21 protein-coding genes are annotated in these 20,452 nt (G+C 49.1%); 14 read left to right on the top strand and 7 right to left on the bottom strand.

The features are described 5' to 3' along the window. Positions 1 to 21 precede the first annotated feature (21 nt). Positions 22 to 954, top strand: a complete 933-nt coding sequence (locus CWE22_RS06155; RefSeq protein WP_169930469.1) for a Dyp-type peroxidase — start codon at positions 22 to 24, stop codon at positions 952 to 954. Here the strand turns inward: CWE22_RS06155 and argR are convergent. Further along, positions 951 to 1,409, bottom strand: a complete 459-nt coding sequence (gene argR, locus CWE22_RS06150) for a transcriptional regulator ArgR (RefSeq protein WP_169930468.1) — start codon at positions 1,407 to 1,409, stop codon at positions 951 to 953. The genes CWE22_RS06155 and argR overlap by 4 nt on opposite strands. Before the next feature lie 156 nt (positions 1,410 to 1,565). Between argR and mdh the strand changes: the two genes are divergently transcribed. From mdh to CWE22_RS06090, 12 genes are all read left to right on the top strand, one after another. Continuing rightward, the gene (gene mdh / locus CWE22_RS06145) at positions 1,566 to 2,498 is read left to right on the top strand and encodes a malate dehydrogenase (RefSeq protein WP_169930467.1); all 933 of its coding nucleotides are present in this window, start codon (positions 1,566 to 1,568) and stop codon (positions 2,496 to 2,498) included. A 208-nt stretch (positions 2,499 to 2,706) separates the two neighbouring features. Continuing rightward, positions 2,707 to 5,313: a TonB-dependent receptor plug domain-containing protein gene (locus tag CWE22_RS06140; protein WP_169930466.1), complete on the top strand. Its 2,607-nt coding sequence runs from the start codon at positions 2,707 to 2,709 to the stop codon at positions 5,311 to 5,313. A gap of 88 nt (positions 5,314 to 5,401) precedes the next feature. Continuing rightward, positions 5,402 to 6,016, top strand: coding sequence for a rhombosortase (rrtA, locus tag CWE22_RS06135; RefSeq protein ID WP_169930465.1), 615 nt, complete (start codon positions 5,402 to 5,404; stop codon positions 6,014 to 6,016). 67 nt (positions 6,017 to 6,083) lie between these two features. Next, the gene (gene ispB / locus CWE22_RS06130; protein WP_169930464.1) at positions 6,084 to 7,055 is read left to right on the top strand and encodes an octaprenyl diphosphate synthase; all 972 of its coding nucleotides are present in this window, start codon (positions 6,084 to 6,086) and stop codon (positions 7,053 to 7,055) included. Between the two features lie 189 nt (positions 7,056 to 7,244). Continuing rightward, positions 7,245 to 7,556 carry a 50S ribosomal protein L21 gene (rplU, locus tag CWE22_RS06125; RefSeq protein WP_169930463.1) on the top strand — a complete coding sequence of 104 codons (312 nt, stop codon included), beginning with the start codon at positions 7,245 to 7,247 and terminating at the stop codon, positions 7,554 to 7,556. A gap of 18 nt (positions 7,557 to 7,574) precedes the next feature. Next, positions 7,575 to 7,832: a 50S ribosomal protein L27 gene (rpmA, locus tag CWE22_RS06120; protein ID WP_169930462.1), complete on the top strand. Its 258-nt coding sequence runs from the start codon at positions 7,575 to 7,577 to the stop codon at positions 7,830 to 7,832. An 80-nt stretch (positions 7,833 to 7,912) separates the two neighbouring features. Then, positions 7,913 to 9,082 (top strand): Obg family GTPase CgtA, encoded by a 1,170-nt coding sequence (gene cgtA / locus CWE22_RS06115; protein ID WP_169930461.1) that lies wholly within the window; start codon positions 7,913 to 7,915, stop codon positions 9,080 to 9,082. Between the two features lie 97 nt (positions 9,083 to 9,179). Then, positions 9,180 to 9,683, top strand: coding sequence for a type 3 dihydrofolate reductase (folA, locus tag CWE22_RS06110; RefSeq protein ID WP_169930460.1), 504 nt, complete (start codon positions 9,180 to 9,182; stop codon positions 9,681 to 9,683). Between the two features lie 89 nt (positions 9,684 to 9,772). Then, positions 9,773 to 10,267: a DUF3718 domain-containing protein gene (locus CWE22_RS06105; RefSeq protein ID WP_169930459.1), complete on the top strand. Its 495-nt coding sequence runs from the start codon at positions 9,773 to 9,775 to the stop codon at positions 10,265 to 10,267. Between the two features lie 81 nt (positions 10,268 to 10,348). Next, positions 10,349 to 11,818, top strand: a complete 1,470-nt coding sequence (locus tag CWE22_RS06100; RefSeq protein ID WP_244595964.1) for an alpha/beta hydrolase — start codon at positions 10,349 to 10,351, stop codon at positions 11,816 to 11,818. Positions 11,819 to 11,827: 9 nt separating this feature from the next. After that, the gene (locus tag CWE22_RS06095; protein WP_169930458.1) at positions 11,828 to 12,562 is read left to right on the top strand and encodes an ABC transporter ATP-binding protein; all 735 of its coding nucleotides are present in this window, start codon (positions 11,828 to 11,830) and stop codon (positions 12,560 to 12,562) included. Next, complete coding sequence (locus CWE22_RS06090) at positions 12,559 to 13,707, top strand: ABC transporter permease (protein WP_169930457.1); 1,149 nt, start codon at positions 12,559 to 12,561, stop codon at positions 13,705 to 13,707. Before CWE22_RS06095 ends, CWE22_RS06090 begins: the two co-directional genes overlap by 4 nt. A 6-nt stretch (positions 13,708 to 13,713) precedes the next feature. On the opposite strand, the gene CWE22_RS06085 is transcribed toward CWE22_RS06090, so the two are convergent. The 5 genes from CWE22_RS06085 to folE2 form a co-directional block, all read right to left on the bottom strand. Next, complete coding sequence (locus CWE22_RS06085) at positions 13,714 to 15,051, bottom strand: NAD(P)/FAD-dependent oxidoreductase (protein ID WP_169930456.1); 1,338 nt, start codon at positions 15,049 to 15,051, stop codon at positions 13,714 to 13,716. An 18-nt stretch (positions 15,052 to 15,069) separates the two neighbouring features. Then, positions 15,070 to 15,642, bottom strand: a complete 573-nt coding sequence (locus CWE22_RS06080) for a GNAT family N-acetyltransferase (protein ID WP_169930455.1) — start codon at positions 15,640 to 15,642, stop codon at positions 15,070 to 15,072. A gap of 5 nt (positions 15,643 to 15,647) precedes the next feature. Further along, positions 15,648 to 17,012 (bottom strand): adenosylhomocysteinase, encoded by a 1,365-nt coding sequence (ahcY, locus tag CWE22_RS06075; protein ID WP_169930454.1) that lies wholly within the window; start codon positions 17,010 to 17,012, stop codon positions 15,648 to 15,650. A gap of 107 nt (positions 17,013 to 17,119) precedes the next feature. Next, complete coding sequence (locus CWE22_RS06070; protein WP_169930453.1) at positions 17,120 to 18,133, bottom strand: adenosine kinase; 1,014 nt, start codon at positions 18,131 to 18,133, stop codon at positions 17,120 to 17,122. A gap of 65 nt (positions 18,134 to 18,198) precedes the next feature. Next, positions 18,199 to 19,137 (bottom strand): GTP cyclohydrolase FolE2, encoded by a 939-nt coding sequence (gene folE2, locus CWE22_RS06065; protein WP_244595963.1) that lies wholly within the window; start codon positions 19,135 to 19,137, stop codon positions 18,199 to 18,201. Positions 19,138 to 19,298: 161 nt separating this feature from the next. On the opposite strand from folE2, the gene CWE22_RS06060 reads away from it, so the two are divergent. After that, positions 19,299 to 19,640: an Hpt domain-containing protein gene (locus CWE22_RS06060; protein ID WP_169930452.1), complete on the top strand. Its 342-nt coding sequence runs from the start codon at positions 19,299 to 19,301 to the stop codon at positions 19,638 to 19,640. On the opposite strand, the gene arcA is transcribed toward CWE22_RS06060, so the two are convergent. Beyond that, positions 19,620 to 20,372 (bottom strand): two-component system response regulator ArcA, encoded by a 753-nt coding sequence (gene arcA / locus CWE22_RS06055; protein ID WP_169930451.1) that lies wholly within the window; start codon positions 20,370 to 20,372, stop codon positions 19,620 to 19,622. The genes CWE22_RS06060 and arcA overlap by 21 nt on opposite strands. Between the last annotated feature and the right edge of the window lie 80 nt (positions 20,373 to 20,452).

Raw genomic sequence — 20,452 nt, 5'->3', positions numbered from 1 at the left:
CTTCATGCAATTGAGGAAGCTATGGCACGACCCCAAGTCGGCGTGTACGCAGAGCCTAATCTACACGGCTTAACATTATTGATGAATGTGATGACGGATGACGTTGATGCAGTCCGTCGTAAGCTTGCGCGTATTCCGAGTATAGCGAGCGAGTTGGATGATCGCTTCTCAGAATCGATGCTCAGCGTGTTTGTCGCGATTGGTAGTGATTATTGGGACCACTTGTATCCAACCCAGCGCCCGGCGCAGTTGGGAAGCTTCCCAGAATTACGGGACGGTGACCGCCAAGCACCGCGCGAATCTGTTGACTTGTTGCTTTGTATTCGGTCAGACCGTTTTGATGTGAATTTTCAGTCTGCCCGAACCTTCTTAGAGTGGCTCGGGCATGATGTCGAGTTGTTGGACGAAATACGCACGTTTCGATTCATGGATGGCCGTGATTTAACGGGCTTTATTGAGTCACCCGACAACCCGCATGGAATGCGCCGACGCCAATTTGCCACCATTAAAGCAGAAGACGATAAACATTTTGCGGGTGGGGCGTATTTATTGATGCAGAAATTTCGGCATGATTTGCGTCGCTGGGAACAACTCAGTGTCGACATGCAAGAACATGTGATGGGGCGCCAGAAGATTTCTGGTGAGCGCATCAGTGAAGCAGTCCTGAGTTTGGTCACACATGCGCAAAAATCGCGACTGGTGGATGTTCAGGATCAACCCTTATTATTGCTCCGTCAGAATATGCCGTGGGGTGATTTGCGCGAGCAGGGTTTATTGGCGATGTATTTTAGTGGTGACGCACAGCATCTTGTGCAATGGTTGAAGCAACGATACATAGCCGATAGTGATGGCGATTACGATCCATTATTGGATTATGTGGAAGCGGTCGCCAACGGTTCCTATTTTGCCCCGTCGATTGATTTTCTGGAGCAGCTCGGCACTAGCAAACGCTAATCGGCGTTTTCAAATAACTCTTTGACTTTCTGCAGTGTGAAATCAATTTCCGAAACTTTGAGCGGTGCGATAAAGATAGTGTCGTCGCCGGCAATCGTTCCAAGCACACCTTCCTGTTTGCCGACCGAATCGAGTAATCGAGCGATCAGTTGCGCTGCGCCCGGTGTCGTCCGGATGATCACCATCACATCATTGTGCTGAATATCTAAAACAAGCTGAGTCAATGGCGCGCGAGTGGATGGAATGCCCAACTCAGGTGGTAAGCAGTACACCATTTCTTGCCGCGCATTACGGGTGCGAACAGCGCCGTACTTACTCAACAACCTCGATACCTTCGACTGGCTAATATTGCTGAAGCCACGGTCTTTTAGGGCTTCAACGATAGCGGTCTGCGAACCATAGCGCTCTTGTTTTAAGAGCGCTTTAAACGCATCAATTAGTTCATCTGAACGCACAGTAGCTCCGCAATCATAGTGAGTAGATTAAGATTCACAGCAGTGTAACGGAATTCAACTGAAACGCCTAGAGTGGCGGGCTTTGGTTGTAATTTCGGCGGTTCTGGAGTAGTATTTTCGGCCTAAATTTCCCCACATTACTGGATGGAGTCTGAGATGAAAGTTGCAGTTTTAGGTGCAGCCGGCGGTATCGGTCAAGCACTATCATTACTTTTGAAAACCCAATTACCTGCTGGTACTGACCTAGCGTTGTATGACGTTGCACCAGTTGTTCCAGGCGTTGCTGTTGATCTCAGCCACATCCCAACTGCGGTTTCCGTGAAAGGTTATGGGAAAGATGACCTCGCGAGTGCGCTGGTTGGTAGTGACATCGTGTTGATTCCTGCGGGTGTCCCACGTAAGCCGGGTATGGATCGCTCTGACTTATTCAACATCAATGCGGGTATTGTTGCGAACTTGATTGAAGCGATTGCGGATAACTGTCCGAAAGCCTGCATCGGTATTATCACCAACCCAGTGAACACCACGGTTGCGATTGCTAAGCGTGTGCTGGAGAAGAAAGGCGTTTACGACAAAAACAAACTGTTCGGCGTAACCACTTTAGACGTGATTCGTGCTGAAACCTTTGTTGCTGAAATTCATGGCAAAAACCCAGCTGAAGTCACAGTCCCAGTGATTGGCGGACACAGCGGCACCACTATTTTGCCATTGCTGTCACAAACGGGTTTAAGCTTCACTGACGAGCAAATTGAAGCCTTAACGAAGCGCATTCAAAATGCCGGTACTGAAGTGGTTGAAGCGAAAGCTGGTGGCGGCTCAGCGACACTTTCAATGGGTCAAGCAGCTGCCCGTTTCTGTCTGTCACTTGTGAAAGCATTGCAAGGTGACGACAGTGTGGTTGAATGCACTTACGTTGAAACCGATGGTGCTGATGCGTTGTTCTTCGCACATCCGGTTCGTTTAGGTCCAAACGGCATCGCTGAAATCCTCCCATATGGTGAGTTAAGCGCCTATGAGCAATCTGCGAAAGCCGCGATGCTTGACGGTCTCAAAGGCGACATTCAAACTGGTCTGGATTTCGTAAGCTAATATATTTTAATTCAAAGACTTGAAGAGTAGGCCGCCCTGAAGCTTTTGTCAGGGCGGCTTTTTTGTGTCCCATACCCATCATTTCTACGATGAATGGTCAAATCTGTGCGTTTAACGGTTGTTTTTCATAAACATCTGGCGTAAAAGTGTTCATTAGCTATGATCTTATTCATAGCCAATAAGAACAAAGTGACCAGGGAGAAACGTCATGAAACAACAACCTAATCGGCTAGCTACCTCCATCCGGACGGCGCTAGTCTTATGCAGTACCAGTCTTTTTGTAAGTCCGCTGGCAGTTGCGCAACAGCAAGAAGATGCTGAGGCAGAAGCGAAACCTGATGAGCGAATTGCAGTAGTAGGAACGCGCTCAGCACCGCGTTCGGTTGGTGACTCAGCGGTGCCTCTCGATATCATTGGTAGCGAGGAGTTTGAGCGTCAAGGATCGACGGACATGCTAAATATGATGAGCACAGTCGTGCCTTCATTTAACGTCAACGACCAACCGATAAACGACGCATCAACTCTCGTGCGACCGGCGAACTTGCGTGGTTTAGCATCCGACCATACATTAGTGTTAGTTAACGGAAAACGTAAGCATCGAAGTGCGGTTATTACGTTTCTTGGAGGTGGATTATCGGACGGTGCGCAAGGTCCCGATATCTCAACTATTCCTGCATCTGCGCTCAAGCAAGTCGAAGTCCTTCGTGACGGCGCCGCAGCACAGTATGGTTCCGACGCTATCGCAGGGGTCATTAACTTTGTCCTCAAAGATGCTGATGATGGCGGTTCATTTGAAGCACGTTATGGCAGCACTGCTGAGGGCGATGGTGATACTGTACAAGTATCTGGTAACGTCGGCATGCCGTTATCCGAGCGTGGCTTTGCTAACTTTAGTGCCGAGTTTAAAACCGCCGATCCAACGAGTCGAAGTGTTCAACGAGATGATGCCGCGGCTCTGATCGCTGCGGGCAATACGTTCGTTGCAAATCCGGCTCAAATTTGGGGTACCCCTGAAATCAAATACGATTATAAGTTACTCGGTAACTTTGGTCTGGATTTGGGCGGAAATAAAGAAGCCTACCTGTTCGCCAATTATGCCGAGCGCGAAATTGAAGGTGGCTTCTACTATCGGAATCCACATGATCGCGGCGGAGTATACGATGGTGGAACTAACGATGCAGGCGAGAGTTTGTTGCTGGTTGGCGATTTGGATGGTGTTGGACAAGGTATTGAGTGTCCAGAAGTACGAATCGGCAATAACGTTTTGAACTCCCCCGAATATCAGCTCATCGCGAATAATAACACTGCCGTCGGTGCAAACTGTTTTGCTTTTAATGAGATGTTCCCGGGTGGTTTCACACCTCGCTTCGGCGGCATTGTTACTGACACATCATTCGTCGCTGGAACAACGGGCTATTTTGCAAACGATTGGAACTACGATGTGAGCATTGGTGTGGGTTATTCACGCGTCGAGTATCTTATTTCAAACACCGTGAACCCCTCTTTGGGACCAAATAGTCCGACGGAATTTGAACCCGGCTCTGCGTCGCAGCTCGAGAAAAACTTTAATGCGGATTTTTACAAAGGATTTTCAGTCGATGGGTTTTATGATTTGGTTAATGTCGGCGCAGGTATCGAATACCGTCGCGAGACTTTCAAACAGGAAGCAGGAGATCCAGCGTCTTTTGCCGTCGGTTCATTAGCTTTCGACCCAAGAACTGGAACGTCACAAGGGTTTGGTATCGGGTCAAACGGTTTTCCAGGTATTAAGCCTGAAGCCGCTGGTGAATGGAGTCGCGGCAACTGGGCCGGCTATGTGGATATCGAGACATATTTGAGCGCGGACTTTATGATGGGAGTCGCATTCCGATATGAGGATTTTAGTGATTTTGGCTCAACATTTAACGGCAAGTTATCTGCACGTTATCAATTGAACGAGAGTTGGGCTGCTCGCGCAGCGTATTCAACTGGCTTTAAAGCACCGACTGTAGGTCAAAGTAATGTCATAAACGTGACCACCGCATTTGTTGGTACTGAGCTGCAAGATCAGGCTTTGTTACCACCGACAAATCCGATCGCTGCTTTGAAAGGTGCTGTGCCGCTAGAGCCCGAGGATTCTCGGTCGATTAGCTTTGGTGTGGTTGGTGAATTTGATAATGGTCTTTACCTTACAGTTGACTACTTCAACGTTGAAGTAACCGATCGCTTAAGTCGGACCTCCGCCATTCCTTTGACACCTGAAGATATCCAAGCACTTCTCGATCAAGGGATCCGCGATGCGACCAGTTATAGCTCGGTGGTCTATTTTACGAATGACTTTGATACCACCACCCAAGGTGTAGATGTAGTGGCGAACTACAGTCAAGATGCATTCGGTGGCCGCGCAAAATATTCACTCGCATATAACTGGACTGACACGACCGTGGATGATTTTAATCCGGATAACATTAACCTCGCAAAGGTACAAATGTTAGAAGATAACTTACCGGCGCATCGAGCAACTTTCACGGTAGACTTCACCAAAGGTGATTGGAAATCGTTAGTTCGAGTGAATCACTTTGGCGAGTACTATGAGGATCATGTCGACGCAGGTGGTGGTCTCGATATATTCGCTGGAGCAGAAACTACATTCGATCTTGAGTTAGGGTATCAACTCACTGACGGTTGGGAAGTGGCATTCGGTGGCAAGAATATCTTTGATGCTCGTCCTGACGTGAACCCATATGCAGGCTTGGTTGGTTCTCAATATCCACCAACGTCGCCGATGGGGGTCAATGGAGGATTTTATTACGCACGTGGTGTTTATCGCTTTTAAATTGATGATATAAAAGCGTTGACCTCTGCAGCGCCGAGCTTGAAGATAACCTTCAGCTCGGCGTTTTTTATGGGAGTGAGATCGTCCGATGATCAAGTGGAGACAGTGGTGGGTAAATCTGCCGTTTAGCAAAGCAACGCTGATTCCCATCAGTGTGCTGAGCTTGGTTATGCTGATTCTGTATTATTCGGGGCAGTGGACCGCATCACTCGATGAATGGGTCTATCACCGCACGTCGATTCTTGCTGGAGAAAGCTGGCGTTTGCTTACCGGCGCCCTAGTGCATCACGACCAGCCTCATTTGTGGCTGAATATTCTGGGGTTATGGTTGTGGTGGTTATTATTTATCGAACACCTGCCTAGTTGGCGTGACTGGTTGTGGCTGCCGGTGCTCCTGGTAAGTAGTACCTTGGCGATGTTCTGGTTGGACCCACAAACTCAGATTTATGCTGGATTTTCTGGGGCGCTCTATGGCCTTTACGCTTGGGGCGCAGTTGCCGATACTTTCTTACGGCGTTGGAGTGGCACGGCTATTGGTATTGGTTTGTTGGTGAAGTGTACCTATGACACACTCTATTTACCCAGCACTACCGATATTGCTTTTATGGCACATTGGGGCGGCATTGTCGCCGGGATCGCTATCGCTCTATTGCATCAACGTTTGCTGCGGCAGAAGCGGCATTCTGCTGGCCAAAGTCGTTGAAACGCTGCCCCTTACCGTTTTTTTACGGTACAATTCGGACTCCCTCAAGTAACCGTACCAGCAAACGATGAAGTTATCTGAAATCAACACGCTGATGGCAGCCGATATGCAAGGTGTTAATGCATTGATTGGCCGCGAACTACAATCCGACGTTGCCCTGATTAATCAACTGGGTCTGTATATCGTCAATAGCGGCGGCAAGCGGTTACGACCTTTGTTGGCGGTTACGGCTGCGCGCGCTGCAGGTTACACGGGAGCCGGGCATTTAACCTTGGCAACTATCATTGAGTTCATTCACACCGCAACCTTGCTTCATGATGACGTGGTCGATGCCTCTGAGTTGCGCCGTGGCCAGGAAACCGCAAACGCCGTGTTTGGTAATGAAGCAAGCGTGTTGGTCGGTGACTTTTTGTATACACGCGCCTTCCAGTTGATGGTCACGCTAGACTCCATGAAGGTGATGAAAATTCTCGCCGACGCCACCAACATCATTTCTGAAGGCGAAGTGTTGCAGCTGATGAACTGCAATGATCCAGATACCACTGAAAAGAGCTATTTTGCCGTGATCTATGGCAAAACCGGCAAACTGTTTGAAGCCGCAACGCAACTGGGCGCGGTCCTTGCTGCGCAACCTGCAGCAGTTGAAGATGCTCTGGCAGCTTATGGTCGTCACCTCGGCACCGCCTTCCAGTTGGTGGATGATCTACTGGATTACACCGCCGACAGCGATGTGATGGGCAAGCAGGCTGGCGATGATCTCGCTGAAGGGAAGCCGACACTGCCGTTACTTTATGCCATGTGGCACGGCAACGAACACGAAGCAAAGCAAATTCGTCTCGCCATAGAACAAGGTGATGGGCGTGATCAACTTAGCACTATTCTTGCGACCATGCAGCGCACTGGAGCGCTCGAATACACACGTGATCGCGCGCTGAAAGAAGCCCAACTTGCACAAGCACAACTAGCTGCGTTACCGGCTTCGGAATATCGCGATGCATTGCACGCTCTAGCCGACATAGCCGTCACCCGCCTCAACTAAATAATCGCTACTAGCTATTGGTTACTTGCTATTCGAAAACACAGATCTAGGTTTTGCGAGTAACCAGTAGCTAGCAGCCAGTAGCGGTGTTTTATCGCTTTTTACTATTTACTGTTACTCGCAGAATGGGTATACTTCGCGCCCTGATTTAAATATATGGCGTCCCACTGGGACAAATCGGAGAAAACTATGTACGCAGTATTCCAAAGTGGCGGTAAGCAACACCGTGTTACTGAAGGGCAAATCGTCCGCCTGGAAAAGCTGGAAGCGGCCACTGGTGAAGTGGTTGAGTTCGCAGAGGTATTAATGCTCTCGAACGGTGACGACGTGAAAATCGGCGCACCTTTTGTTTCTGGTGGCTCTGTTAAAGCGGAAGTGGTAAACCATGGTCGTGCCGACAAAGTGAACATTATCAAGTTCCGTCGTCGTAAGCACCACATGAAACGTCAAGGTCATCGTCAGTGGTTCACAGAAGTGAAAATCACTGGTATCAACGGTTAATTGAAGGAGTAACGACACATGGCACACAAAAAAGCTGGTGGTTCAACCAAGAACGGTCGCGACTCAGAAAGTAAACGTCTGGGTGTAAAACGTTTTGGTGGTGAGTCAGTATTGGCTGGTAGCATTATCGTTCGTCAACGCGGAACTAAGTTCCACGCAGGTGACAACGTCGGCATCGGTCGTGACCACACTTTATTCGCTTTAGCGGATGGTAAAGTTTCTTTTGCGGAAAAAGGTCCTAAAAACCGCAAATTCGTGAGCATCGTAGCTGAGTAAGACTAGGCTAAAAGCGCACGTTTGAATTAGAAACCCCGTCCGGTGTGACGGGGTTTTTTCATGTTAGCAGGTAGGAAATCATGAAGTTTGTAGATGAAGTCGAAATTCGCGTAGAGGCTGGCGACGGCGGTAACGGCGTGGTGAGCTTTCGACGTGAGAAGTACATCCCTAAAGGCGGCCCTGATGGCGGCGACGGTGGTGATGGCGGCGACGTTTATCTGGAGGCGGATGAGAACCTCAATACGCTGATTGATTATCGTTTTGAACGCATCCATAAAGCTCAACGTGGACAGAACGGTTCTGGTAAAAACTGTACCGGTAAACGCGGCGACGATATTGTCCTGAAAGTACCGGTCGGAACTCGTGCGACGGATGTTGAGACGGGTGAGACCATTAGTGACTTGACGCGTCACGGTCAACGCCGAATGGTTGCCAAAGGCGGTTTTCACGGCTTGGGAAATGCGCGCTTTAAAAGCAGTACCAACCGTGCACCACGCCAAAAAAGTGATGGCACACCCGGTGAAATTCGGTCACTCAAATTAGAGCTGATGTTGCTCGCAGACGTCGGTTTGCTCGGCATGCCGAATGCTGGTAAATCAACGTTCATTCGTTCAGTTTCTGCAGCGAAGCCAAAAGTTGCTGATTATCCGTTCACAACCTTAGTTCCGAATTTAGGTGTCGTTCGTCCGGTTCCGCATGCAAGCTTTGTCATTGCCGATATTCCCGGCTTGATTGAGGGCGCTGCAGAAGGTGCCGGGCTTGGGATTCGCTTCTTGAAACACTTAGAGCGCTGCCGCCTATTGTTGCACCTTGTCGATTTGGCGCCGTATGACAATACCGATCCTGCCGAACAAGCAGTGAAAATTGTGCATGAGCTTGAAAAATACAGTCCAGCTCTTGCAGCGAAACATCGCTGGTTAGTCGTGAATAAGACAGACTTGTTAGATGAGGTCGAAATTGCTGAACGGCTGCAACGCGTGAAAGAAGCGCTCGATTGGGATGGTCCCGTTTATCAAATTTCCGCTTTAGCGAACTTGGGTACCGAAGCCTTATGTAAGGAAATCATGACTTACATTGAAGCGCAGCCCAAACAAACGCCAGAAGAAATGGAAGCGGAAGCAAAAGCAACGACCGAATTCAAATGGGATGATTATCATCAACAACAGCTTGACGCGTATGCGGAAGATGACGACGATGATGATGATTTCGACGACGACGACTACGACGTAGAAGTGGTCTACCAAAAGTGACAGTGAACAGTAAATAGTGAAGAGTGAATAGGAAGTAGTGAACAGAGTTTTTCCGTTCACTTTTCTCTGTTTACTATTCACTCATTGAGGGGGCAGCTTGATAGTCGCACTAGTAGCCGCGATGGCGCAGGACCGAGTGATTGGCAAGGACGGTGACATGCCTTGGCATTTACCTGCGGAACTCCAACACTTCAAAAAAGTCACCCTCGGCAAGCCAGTAGTGATGGGGCGAGCGACCTATGAATCCATTGGGCGTCCGCTTCCCAAGCGCACCAATATCGTGCTCTCGCGACGTCATCAACAACCCTATACGGATGAGCAAGGCGTGATCTGGGTGAACTCCCCAGCATTGGCGCTACAAGCAGCCGGACACAGTGATGAAGTGATGATCATCGGTGGTGGTCACGTCTATCGCGAGTTTCTGCCGCAAGCTGAGCGCTTGTATCTCACTGAAATCGATTTAAAGACAGCCGGTGATACCTATTTCCCCGATTTTCACGCGGCAGGGAACTGGGAGCTGGTTGAAAAAGTTGAGCATCCTAGTGATGCAAACAATCCGCATACATTTTTCACATGTGTGTACCAAAGAGTTAACGACTAGCAACATTAAATTCCGTTGCGAGGCTTGTTTGACAGCGGTAGCATCTGTTTTACGGCAAACCAGCGCCGCAGATTAATTGGTCGCAGCACATGATGAAATGGCTTATTCGAATCACGCTTTCAATCATTATTGGTAGTAGTGGTTATCACATCCCCAGTCAAGCTCAACAGCTGGGTGTCCAGAACGTATCGGCGGACACCGCGTTGGCTATTTGCAGCTTTATCCGGACTAATGATACTCGTGCTTTAAAGCAGAAGCTCCAGTATGAACGAAAACGTCTGCGTGACATCTATACTTCGGTTCGTTGCAATAATCTGTCGTTGATTCAGTTCGCACTCCGACATAATGCCCATGATGTCGGTCGGTTTTTGGCAATCAGTGCTAATCCTGACTCTGTCATGCAAGCCGGTGACATGGAGTGGGCAAAATTGAATAATCTACTCGATACCCCAACCGGAAATGTACTGCGTGAGCGCATGACCTGCGTGCGCAAGAGCCGTGTTAATGGTGCAGAGGAATCGTGTTCTCAGCTATTCAGAAACAACGATTCGCGAACCGAGAATACTCTCTCCTTTCGACGCTAACACTTCTTTACAGTTTAAGCTCTTCTCTGACGTACGGTGAAGCGATACACTATGCCAATTGTTACAATTGGATAACATTCTATGAAGCGTCTACCTCTTGTATTACTCGCATGTTTTGGGGCTATGGCAACCTTGCCAAGTTCAGTAGCAGCGCAGTCTTCGGCTCAACCCAACCCAACGCAGTTAGAGGGTTGCTATTTACGCAATATTTCTGAACAGGTGCGGTGTGGAAAGATTATGGTTCCAGAAAACTATGATCGTCCCGACGGCCGTCAGATCCCGATCAACTTCGCTGTGTTACCAGCAGTCAGCGAGAGCAAAGCTGCGGATCCTTTGCTCATTCTTGCAGGTGGTCCTGGGCAAGCCGCAACAGAACTCGCGGCGATGATTGACCGGATTTTCAAAGATGTCCGCCGCAAGCGCGATATCCTCTTGATTGATCAACGCGGTACGGGTAAATCAAACCCATTGAGCTGCGAAGTCGATCACATGGATGAGCTCGTCAAAAATGATGATGATGTGCAGCTCGATCAAATGGCCGGTGAATGCTTGGCACGTTATGACGAGACTGATCTCACACAGTATCACTCGGTGAATGCGATTCGTGATTTCGAGCGGGTACGCGAGCACCTCGGCTATCAGCAAGTAAATCTGTATGGTGGTTCTTACGGCAGCCGTGCGGGTTTGGTGTATATGCGTGAAGCGCCAGAGTCTGTGCGTAGCGCTGTGCTCGATGCTGTAGCACCAGTTCAAGTTGTCGTGGGTCCATTTGGCAAACATGGAGCTGAGTCGTTCGACAAGCTTTTGACGCGTTGCCGTGAGTCGAGTGCATGTAACAGCGAGTTTCCAAACCTCGAGGAAACCTATCGCAATGTGTTGCAGCAATTAGAAAACGATCCGGTACCTATTACAGTTCCTGATCCTTTGAGTAATGAAGCGACGGATATTCTGGTGACCGCAGGCCGTTTCACCGGAGTCATGCGGGTGTCTTTGTACCATCCAACGACGCGTCAAATGCTGCCCTATGTGATCAATGAGACTGCTCAAGGCAACTATGAGCCTTTGCTTGGCCTCATGGGCGGTGTGATGAATCAATCGCAACTGTATATGGGGTTGATGTTGTCCGTGCTCTGTAGCGAAGACTTACCGCGTGCCACCGATGAGTTACTAGCCAGCGATGGTGACAATGACTTTATTGGCAGCCGTACGGGTGATGCTTTTGTTGACATGTGTTCGGTATGGCCACAAGCGCCGCGACCAGACAGTTGGTTTGAGCCAGTTCAGAGTGACATCCCAACACTGCTGTTGTCGGGCGAATTAGATCCAGTGACACCTGTTGCGTGGGGCGAAATTGCTGCTGAGACGTTGTCGAACAGTCGTCACCTAGTCGCCACCCACGGGTCACATACCATTGTGGGTCACACCTGTGCGAACAAGCTCGCGGGTCAGTTTATTGACCATAATGACTTATCTAAGTTAGACGATGCTTGCTTAACTACGGCTGCGAAGCCAATGCCATTTGTACTCAATGCAAACGGTAAAGGACTCTAGGAGCAGACGATGATTGAAGTAAAACAACTACAAAAAGCCTTCGGAAACGTCAACGCATTAAACGGATTATCTTTCAGTGCTCCTGAGGGCGAGATTACCGGTTTGTTGGGGCCAAATGGCGCGGGTAAAACAACCTGTCTCCGTACCATTTATGGTCTATTACAAGCAGATTCCGGTGAAGCTCTGATTGATGGTATTGACGCAAAAGTCGCGCCATTAGAGGCTCGCAAACGCATTGGTATTTTTCCAGATAAATTCGGCTTGTATGAGCGTCTCACAGCGCGCGAACAAATCGCCTACTTCGCTGCATTGCACGGGATGCAAGGAGCAAAGCAGGCAGAGGCCGTCGCGCATGTAATTGAACGCTTAGATATGACGGCAATTGCAGACCGCAGAGCCACAGGCTTTTCTCAAGGTCAGCGGATGAAAGTAGCACTAGCGCAAGCGATTGTGCATCAACCGAAGCATCTGATACTTGACGAGCCCAGCCGTGGACTTGATGTGATGAGTACGCGGATTTTGCGGGACTTGCTGCGAGAACTGCGGCAGCAGGGCACCAGTATTCTATTCTCGTCACACGTGATGCAAGAAGTTGCAGCGCTGTGTGACAAAGTAGTGGTGATTGCTGCGGGCAAAGTGGCGGCACAGGGCACGACCCAAGAACTCTGCGAGTTAACGGGTGAAAGTGCGCTCGAAGAAGCATTCGTGAAAATTATTGGTACCGATGAGGGGATCGCAGCATGAGCAATCCATTACTGATTGTCTGGCGCAAGGAATTGCGCGATGCCCTACGGGATAAGCGCTCGGTTATGGCGGCTATGTCCTATGCTTTCTTTGGTCCCCTGTTGATGGCGGTCGCTTTTTTTGTGTTAATCTCACAATTGACTGATGAGAGTGACGTCGGCATCAATATCGAGGGCGCGGAACATGCTCCGGCATTTATTGCCCACCTGCAACGGCAAGGTATTGTGGAACGCGAGAAACCATGGCCTGACGGGCAGCAGCCTATTGTCTTAGCTATCAGTGAAAACTGGGCTGAGAATATAGCCAAAGCCAAGCCTATCGAAGTCACACTGACCGCTGATTTTTCTGCGCAAAAGCAACGCACCGACATCAATCGGGTCGAGCGCGCAGTGCAGAGTTATAGCAATCAATTGACCTATATTCGCTTACAGATGCGCGGCATCGATCCTGGCATTATGAACGCTATTGATCTGGTCAAGCACGATACCGCAACCAAGGGGTCACGCGCAGCGTTACTCATGGGTAGTGTGTTGGTGTTTATGCTGTTGTCGGTGTTCTTTTCCGGTATGAACGTAGCCATCGATATCAGCGCTGGTGAACGTGAACGTAACTCACTGGAATTGTTGTTGTCGCAACCGTTAACAGCGCAGCAATTGGTGTGGGGTAAGGCTCTTGCTGCGAGTTGCTTCGCAATATTTGGTGGTATTCTGAGTGTGGTTTTGATTCCGTTTATTTTCAGTTTCCTACCGTTACATAACATCGGAATTAGCATTGCACTCGGTTGGCAGTCGATTCTACTCATCATCGCACTACTATTTCCATTGGCGTTGTTTGCGACCGCGTTACAGCTCTTCGTATCGTTCCGAGCGAAGAGTTTTAAAGAGGCACAAACCTATATTTCTTTCTTGCTGATGCTGCCGATGTTGGCTGTGTTTGGGGTCGAGTTTTCACGTGTGAAGCATCAGGCGTTGTATTACTTGCCGATTACCGGCCAGCATCAGGCCCTACTCGACATCATTAAAGGTGAGGCCTTACAGTGGCTGCCGATGGCATTAAGTGCAGTTGCTACCTTCGCACTGTCGGCGTTGCTGCTGATGCTGATCGGTCGTATGTTGCGCAGCGAGAAGGTTGTTTTCGGTCTCTAAGAAAAACTAGCGGTTGACGTTGGCCTGGTAAAACAACCATTGGCCAACGCGCCGCAAGCCGGCAAACGGAAATTTTGGCAGTTCCGATTGATAGAACGGCAGCGCCGGTAGTTCAGCACCCATCGCGAGTTGCGCGACCCGTTGTCCGGCCAACTGAGTAAAAGTGACTCCTGATCCGCAATAGCCCATGCTCGTGAAAATACCTGAGGCTGGACTGTAAATCCGCGGATAATCATCCAGCGCCACGCTCACCCAACCACTCCAAGAGTAATCCGGTTGTTCTGCTGCAAGATCGTTCAATTGCGGGAAGGTAGCACTGAGCGCTTGCATCAAGTCACGGGTATAACGCGGATTGTTTGCATCTTTGCCACGTATAGCGCCGCGACCACCAAACAATAAACGATTATCAGGAAGCAGCCGGAAATAATATTTCAAAGTGCGCGTATCCATGACCAATTCACGACTGTTTAAATGCGTTTCCGCTAACTCCGCTGGAGTCAGTGGTCGCGTGACGATCACACTGGACAGCACCGGCAGCGTCCGGCCATGAATACTGGGGTGCAAATGATTCGGAGTGTAGCCGTTGCTCGCAATAATGACTTTTTGAGAGCGAATATGACCACGGGGTGTATGCAGACAATGGGAACCATCAGCTTCGGTTTGCCACTGAGAGACTGGTGCATGCTCAACCACTTTCACACCGGCTTCAACCGCTTGCCGAGCAACACTCGTCGTCAATAACACTGGATTAATACCAAAACTCTGCGGAAAGTGAATCGCAGCATGGGCTTGCGGACTCTGGACTCGCGCCTGAATAGCAGCGCGGTCAAGCCACGTTGTGCTGGGTTCATAGCGCTGCAGCGCATCAAATTGCTGACGCAATTCGGCTACCGCTTTGGCTCGATGTGCAATCTTCAGATAACCACCCCGTTGCACCTGAGCGTGCTCAGGGCAGGCTGCGATATGTCGTTCTAAGCGTTCAAATGCGAGCTGATACTCTGCTTGGATACCTCTGGCAACATCGACACCACAACGCTTTTCCCACGCTGCATAGCCCAGTCTGCCAGTGCCCGGCATAGCGAAGCCAGCATTACGCATCGAGCAGCCCCAGCCGAGTTGATTGGCTTCCACCACCACCACTTGTTGCTGGTAGGTCTCAGCCAATTCTAACGCAGCATTAAGCCCGGTAAATCCGGCACCTATCACCACGATATCAGCGGTGGCTGGTAATTCAGTTGCAGTTTGTGGAAATTGTGCGGAGGAGGTCTGTTGTAACCAATAGCTATTTGGGTATGGGCGATGTGGGCCAGGATTTACATCGTGTAATGGGTCGTATTGGCTCACAACGCCTCCGCAGAAGAGTTAACTGAAGTCTTTAAAACGCAGAATCATTTCACCAGCTGCACAGTGACAAACGCCGTCACAAATGGGGCAGTGATAGCCTTCTTCAACCGATAATCGGTACCAGCGATCCGCATGCTCTTTTATAAGCTCGCCACCACAACGGCTGAAATAGGAGTAGGCTGAGTTGTTCGGACTTTGCATCCAAATGTGCGCGAGTCCGGCCTTACAACCTAATTGTCGGGCTGCTTGAATCGAATGGTCTAACAACCCCCGACCAATACCAGCACCACGAATGTTTGCGTCTACAGCGGAGCATTTGAAGTAGCACATTTGCTCCACGGAAACCGGCCATTCAGATGGTGTACAGTACTCGTCGATGTCCCAGTTACCTGGCGCAAAGGTCAAGCGAATACCAGCTAGTTTGCCATCGACAAAAGCGAGCCAATTGAGATTGGTGTCGCCAACAAGGCCTCGCTGAGCATAATCTGCCAAAGATTCAGGAGTGAGGTAATTCTCACCATGAACCTGGTTCCCTAATTCAAGCACGGCCGCGTGATCGGCGGCCGTGAGTTCCTTATAAATAACCGTCATAAAGTTTAGTAACGATAATCGTCCGATTTAAATGGTCCTTCGACGGCAACATGGATGTAGTCAGCTTGCTGCTTGGTGAGCTTGGTAATCACGCCACCAAAACCCTGCACCATATACTTCGCGACTTCTTCATCGAGCTGCTTCGGTAATACTTCGACGCGCAGCTTGGCAGCTTTTTCAGCCGCTGGCAAGTCGGCAAACTTCTCTTCAAACAAGTGAATTTGCGCAAGTACTTGGTTTGCAAAAGAACCATCCATAATACGACTTGGGTGACCCGTCGCATTACCAAGGTTCACTAAACGACCTTCCGATAGGAGCAATAAGTAATCTTGTGGGTCATCGCTGCGGTAGATTTTGTGTACCTGGGGTTTGACTTGCTCCCAGCGCCAATTTTTACGCATGAATGCGGTGTCGATTTCGTTATCGAAATGACCAATATTACAAACCACTGCAGTTGGCTTTAACGCGGCTAGCATGAAGCGGTCACACACATTGACGTTGCCGGTGGTTGTCACTAATAAATCGGTGTTGGCCAGCAAATTCTTATCGATACCCGATTCATCGCCAGTATTAACGCCATTCAGGTATGGAGACACCACTTCGTAGCCATCCATACACGCTTGCATGGCACAAATCGGATCGATTTCGGTGATTTTTACAATCATACCTTCTTGTCTAAGACTTGCGGCAGAACCTTTACCGACGTCACCATAACCAATCACCAACGCTTTCTTACCCATCAATAAGTGGTCAGTACCACGTTTGATAGCGTCGCTTAACGAATGACGGCAACCGTACTTGTTATCATTCTTTGATTTAGTGACTGAGTCATTGACGTTGATAGCTGGAACTTTCAGTGTGCCGTGTTTCAACATCTCAAGCAGACGATGCACGCCCGTGGTTGTCTCTTCGGTAATCCCATGTACTTTATCGAGCATTTGCGGATACTTGTCATGGATCAGGAGGGTTAAATCACCACCGTCATCCAAAATCATATTGGCATCCCACAACTCGCCATCTTTGCGACAGGTCTGCTCCAAGCACCATTCATACTCTTCTTCAGTTTCGCCTTTCCAGGCAAACACCGGTACACCCGCTGCTGCCATCGCTGCCGCAGCATGGTCTTGCGTTGAGAAGATATTACATGATGACCAACGCACTTCCGCACCCAACTCAATCAGAGTCTCAATCAACACAGCGGTTTGGATGGTCATGTGAATACAGCCGATAATGCGCGCACCAGCTAGTGGCTTGCTCGCTGCATATTTACGACGAATGGTCATCAGCGCTGGCATCTCTGACTCAGCGATAGAAATTTCTTGACGGCCCCACTCGGCGAGGCTGATATCGGCGACTTTATAATCTTGCATGACTACCCCTTCAATCGGCTATTAGCTCATGGCTACTAGCTATTAGAAAACACGGATCTTGTCTTTGCTAGTAGCTATTATCTAATAACTATTAGCGCTTTTGAGTATTAGTTGAATTCTGGTTCGTGCTGCAGTCGGATCAGCAGTTGTTGCTGCCGGTCGAGACTCAGCCGCGGTCCAAACTCGGATACCACTTCAGCCGCTGCATGGCTTGCGAGCATGCCGCAGGCAGCTAATGAGTATCCACGAGTCAGACCATACATCATAGCGCCTGCGAACATATCGCCGGCGCCGTTACTGTCTTTCGCAACCACTTTGACACCAGGTACTGCTATTTGTCGGGTGCCGTCAGCGAGTAATGCACCATCTTTGCCAAGCGTAATAGCAACAATGCCAGCATGTTGCTGTAATTGTTGCATCGCAGCTTGCACATCAGCTGTACCGGTGAGCAATTCAGACTCTTCGTGATTACAAAAAAGTACGTCGACACCGCCGTCTAGGATCGTATCGATGCCCTCACGAAAGTATTTCACCATAGCTGGGTCAGAGCAGGTGACTGCAATCTTTGTATTGTTGGCGCGAGCGACTTGTTTGGCATGACGAATAGCCTCCAGAGCAACGGGAGATGTGACCAAGTAACCTTCAATGTAGAGGTACTCAGCATTCGCAATAGCATTATCATCTAACTCTGCAATCGACAAATCAGCGGTAATACCCAAATAGGTCCGCATCGTGCGTTCAGCGTCTGGAGTGACCATCACTAAACAGCGACCTGTTTTGCCTTCATGCTGGCAACTGCCGATGTTCGTGGTAATACCCACACGCTTCATGTCTTCACAGTAGAAAGTGCCCGCTTGGTCGTCAGCGACTTTACAGCAATAGAATGCCTTGCCGCCAAACTGGCTAAACGCTACCAGTGAGTTTGCAGCAGAGCCACCGCCAGATTGCTTCTTCAGTTCACCGCGTTTGGCCAATTCTTTAATCAGGCGCTCTTGGTCAGCGTCCTCGATTAAGGTCATCATGCCTTTTTCGATGTTATGTTGACGGAGAAATTCATCCGTGACTTCAAACTCTTGGTCGACTAGCGCGTTGCCAATCCCGACAATATCAATCGATTTCATAGTTGCTCAAAACAAAAAAATTCCGGCCGAGTAGTATAACTCAGCCGGAATCTGGGGTCGATGAATCAGGCTTTAAAACCGCCCGGTATGCCCTTTGTCGTGATGCTCACCGCGTCATGCGCATGCAATGACTCATAGTGGTTCACTCGAATCCAGAAGTCTGAGTAATCAGGTTGATGATTCAGAGTAAACTGGAGGCGACGTGCAGCATCTTCACAGAACATTAAATTTTGACCGTTTAGACGCGCGAACTCTTGCTCATCTTCACGTTTTACCGCAGCTTGCACTGGCGTCTTCAGTGAACCTTCGATGGCATCAATCAGCGCAATAATTGGAAACTCGGTAATAGCGTCGCCTAGCTTCACTTTTACTTCAGCAATGGAACGCTGACTATGCGGAGTTGCCACAATACCTTGTGTCGTTCCCAACCAACGGTGAACCGCTTCAGCATCCACATCCGCATCCGTACCAAACTGGTTCGCGAATGCCTCTTGGATGAGCTGACGCGCTAATGCGGCTGAACACGGGCACGTTGACGAATACGGCACATCGACAGACAACTCAAGATCGAGTTCGCCTGCGTTGTAACGACCCACTAGGACTACTGGGTACGACTTCCAACCTTGCTTCTTGCTAATCAGCGCTTTTCGACGAATCTGATAATCGAAGCTAAACTTCACATAAGCTTGGTCAGCTAGGCCGTCGTGGCTGGCGATAAAATCGTGCAACAAGCGACGTAACGATTGGTGAGTGAGCATGTCATTATTCGACAACTCCTCAAGCAACAGATACAGTCGAGACATATGAATGCCTTTCGCTTTCGGATCGGTAAGATTCACAAAAGCATCGATCAGCGCATTCACGGGGCGCTCTGGCTCGTTTGCGGCACCGACAACCATCGGCATTTCGATATTACTCATGCCGACCCAATCCAATGCACCTTCGGTTTGTGCTTTGGTTTGATTAGCGATATCTGGCATCATTGTAGGTGTTGCTGTTGGCATGCGTTACGGCTCCAAACGTTGCAAAAATTTAATGTCCCCAAAAAGGGGGCGCTAGTATACTTGATCTTTCTCATTTACGGTAGTTTGCCAGAATGAGTTCAATCAGCGACTGAAAGTTTTCGATTAATGCAATCGAGTCCAAACCACTAAGGATAGCGAAGATGTTGGATGAACGCCTACTTGAACAGTACGCCGAACTTTTGGGCAACGAAGGATTGCTCGAAATGTATGAAACTTTCTCAGATAACATTCGTGGTTATGTGGATACGCTGAACTGGCTTCTGGATAAACGTGATGAAGTAGAGATCCGCCGCCAGGCGCACAAACTGAAAGGAGCTTGCCGTTCGGTCGGTTTGCGTCAGTTAGCGAGAACGATGGAATCGGTTGAGCGCGAAGCTTGGACATGGGAACAAGTAGAGCCGCAAATAAAAGAATGGGTAGCAGAGCTACCCATTCATCAAGCACAACTGAGACACTGGCTATCAGCTCGGGGAATTGAGTGACGGCTGGTCCAAGTGACGAATATTCACTTGGCCAACAAATCGATAGCCTTCGCCGTGAATAGTCGTAATCAGATTTGGAGTATCGCCAAATCCTTCAAAGTGACGACGAATGCGGCGAATGGCGACATCAACTGTGCGGTCATTCGGGCGTAATTCGCGGTCCAACATCTTCTTCACTAAAGTTTCGCGGTCAAGAATTTTTCCCGGGTTCGTAAGGAACAGTTCCATGGCACGATACTCACTCTTCGGCAGCCGGAACATTTTTCCTTCTGGGGAGAATAAGCAGCGGCTATCGCTCTCTAAACGCCAGTTATTGAATTCGTATACGATACTATCGTGACCAATCGTTTTCTCTTGGCTTTTCAGTGCCTCGATACGACGATATAAGTTACGAACGCGAATAATCAGTTCTTTTGGATTGTATGGCTTGATCAGATAATCATCTGCACCCAATTCGAGTGCCAATAAACGATCTTCTTCAGCGTCACGGCCAGTCAGGAAAATGAGACCGATGTTTTGGTTTTCACGCAGCTTCTCAGCCAACTCAATACCGCTCTTGCCAGGTAGGTTGACATCCATAATAACTAAGTCAACTTGTTGACGAGCCATGATGCGCTGCATTTGCATGCCATCTGCCGCATCAAAAACGTCATAGCCTTCTTGTTGAAATAGGCGAGTGAGTGTGTTGCGAGTCACGACCTCGTCTTCAACGATCAGTAATCTTGCACTCATAGTAGTTCCATTAACATATGTTGAAAAGTGGTGAACATTGTTAGTGTAGCAGAAGCTAAAAAAAGATAAATTAATTTTGT

The organism is Pseudidiomarina aestuarii (genome assembly GCF_003987355.1).
GTDB lineage: Bacteria > Pseudomonadota > Gammaproteobacteria > Enterobacterales > Alteromonadaceae > Pseudidiomarina > Pseudidiomarina aestuarii.
This window is presented reverse-complemented; position numbering and strand designations above follow the sequence as displayed.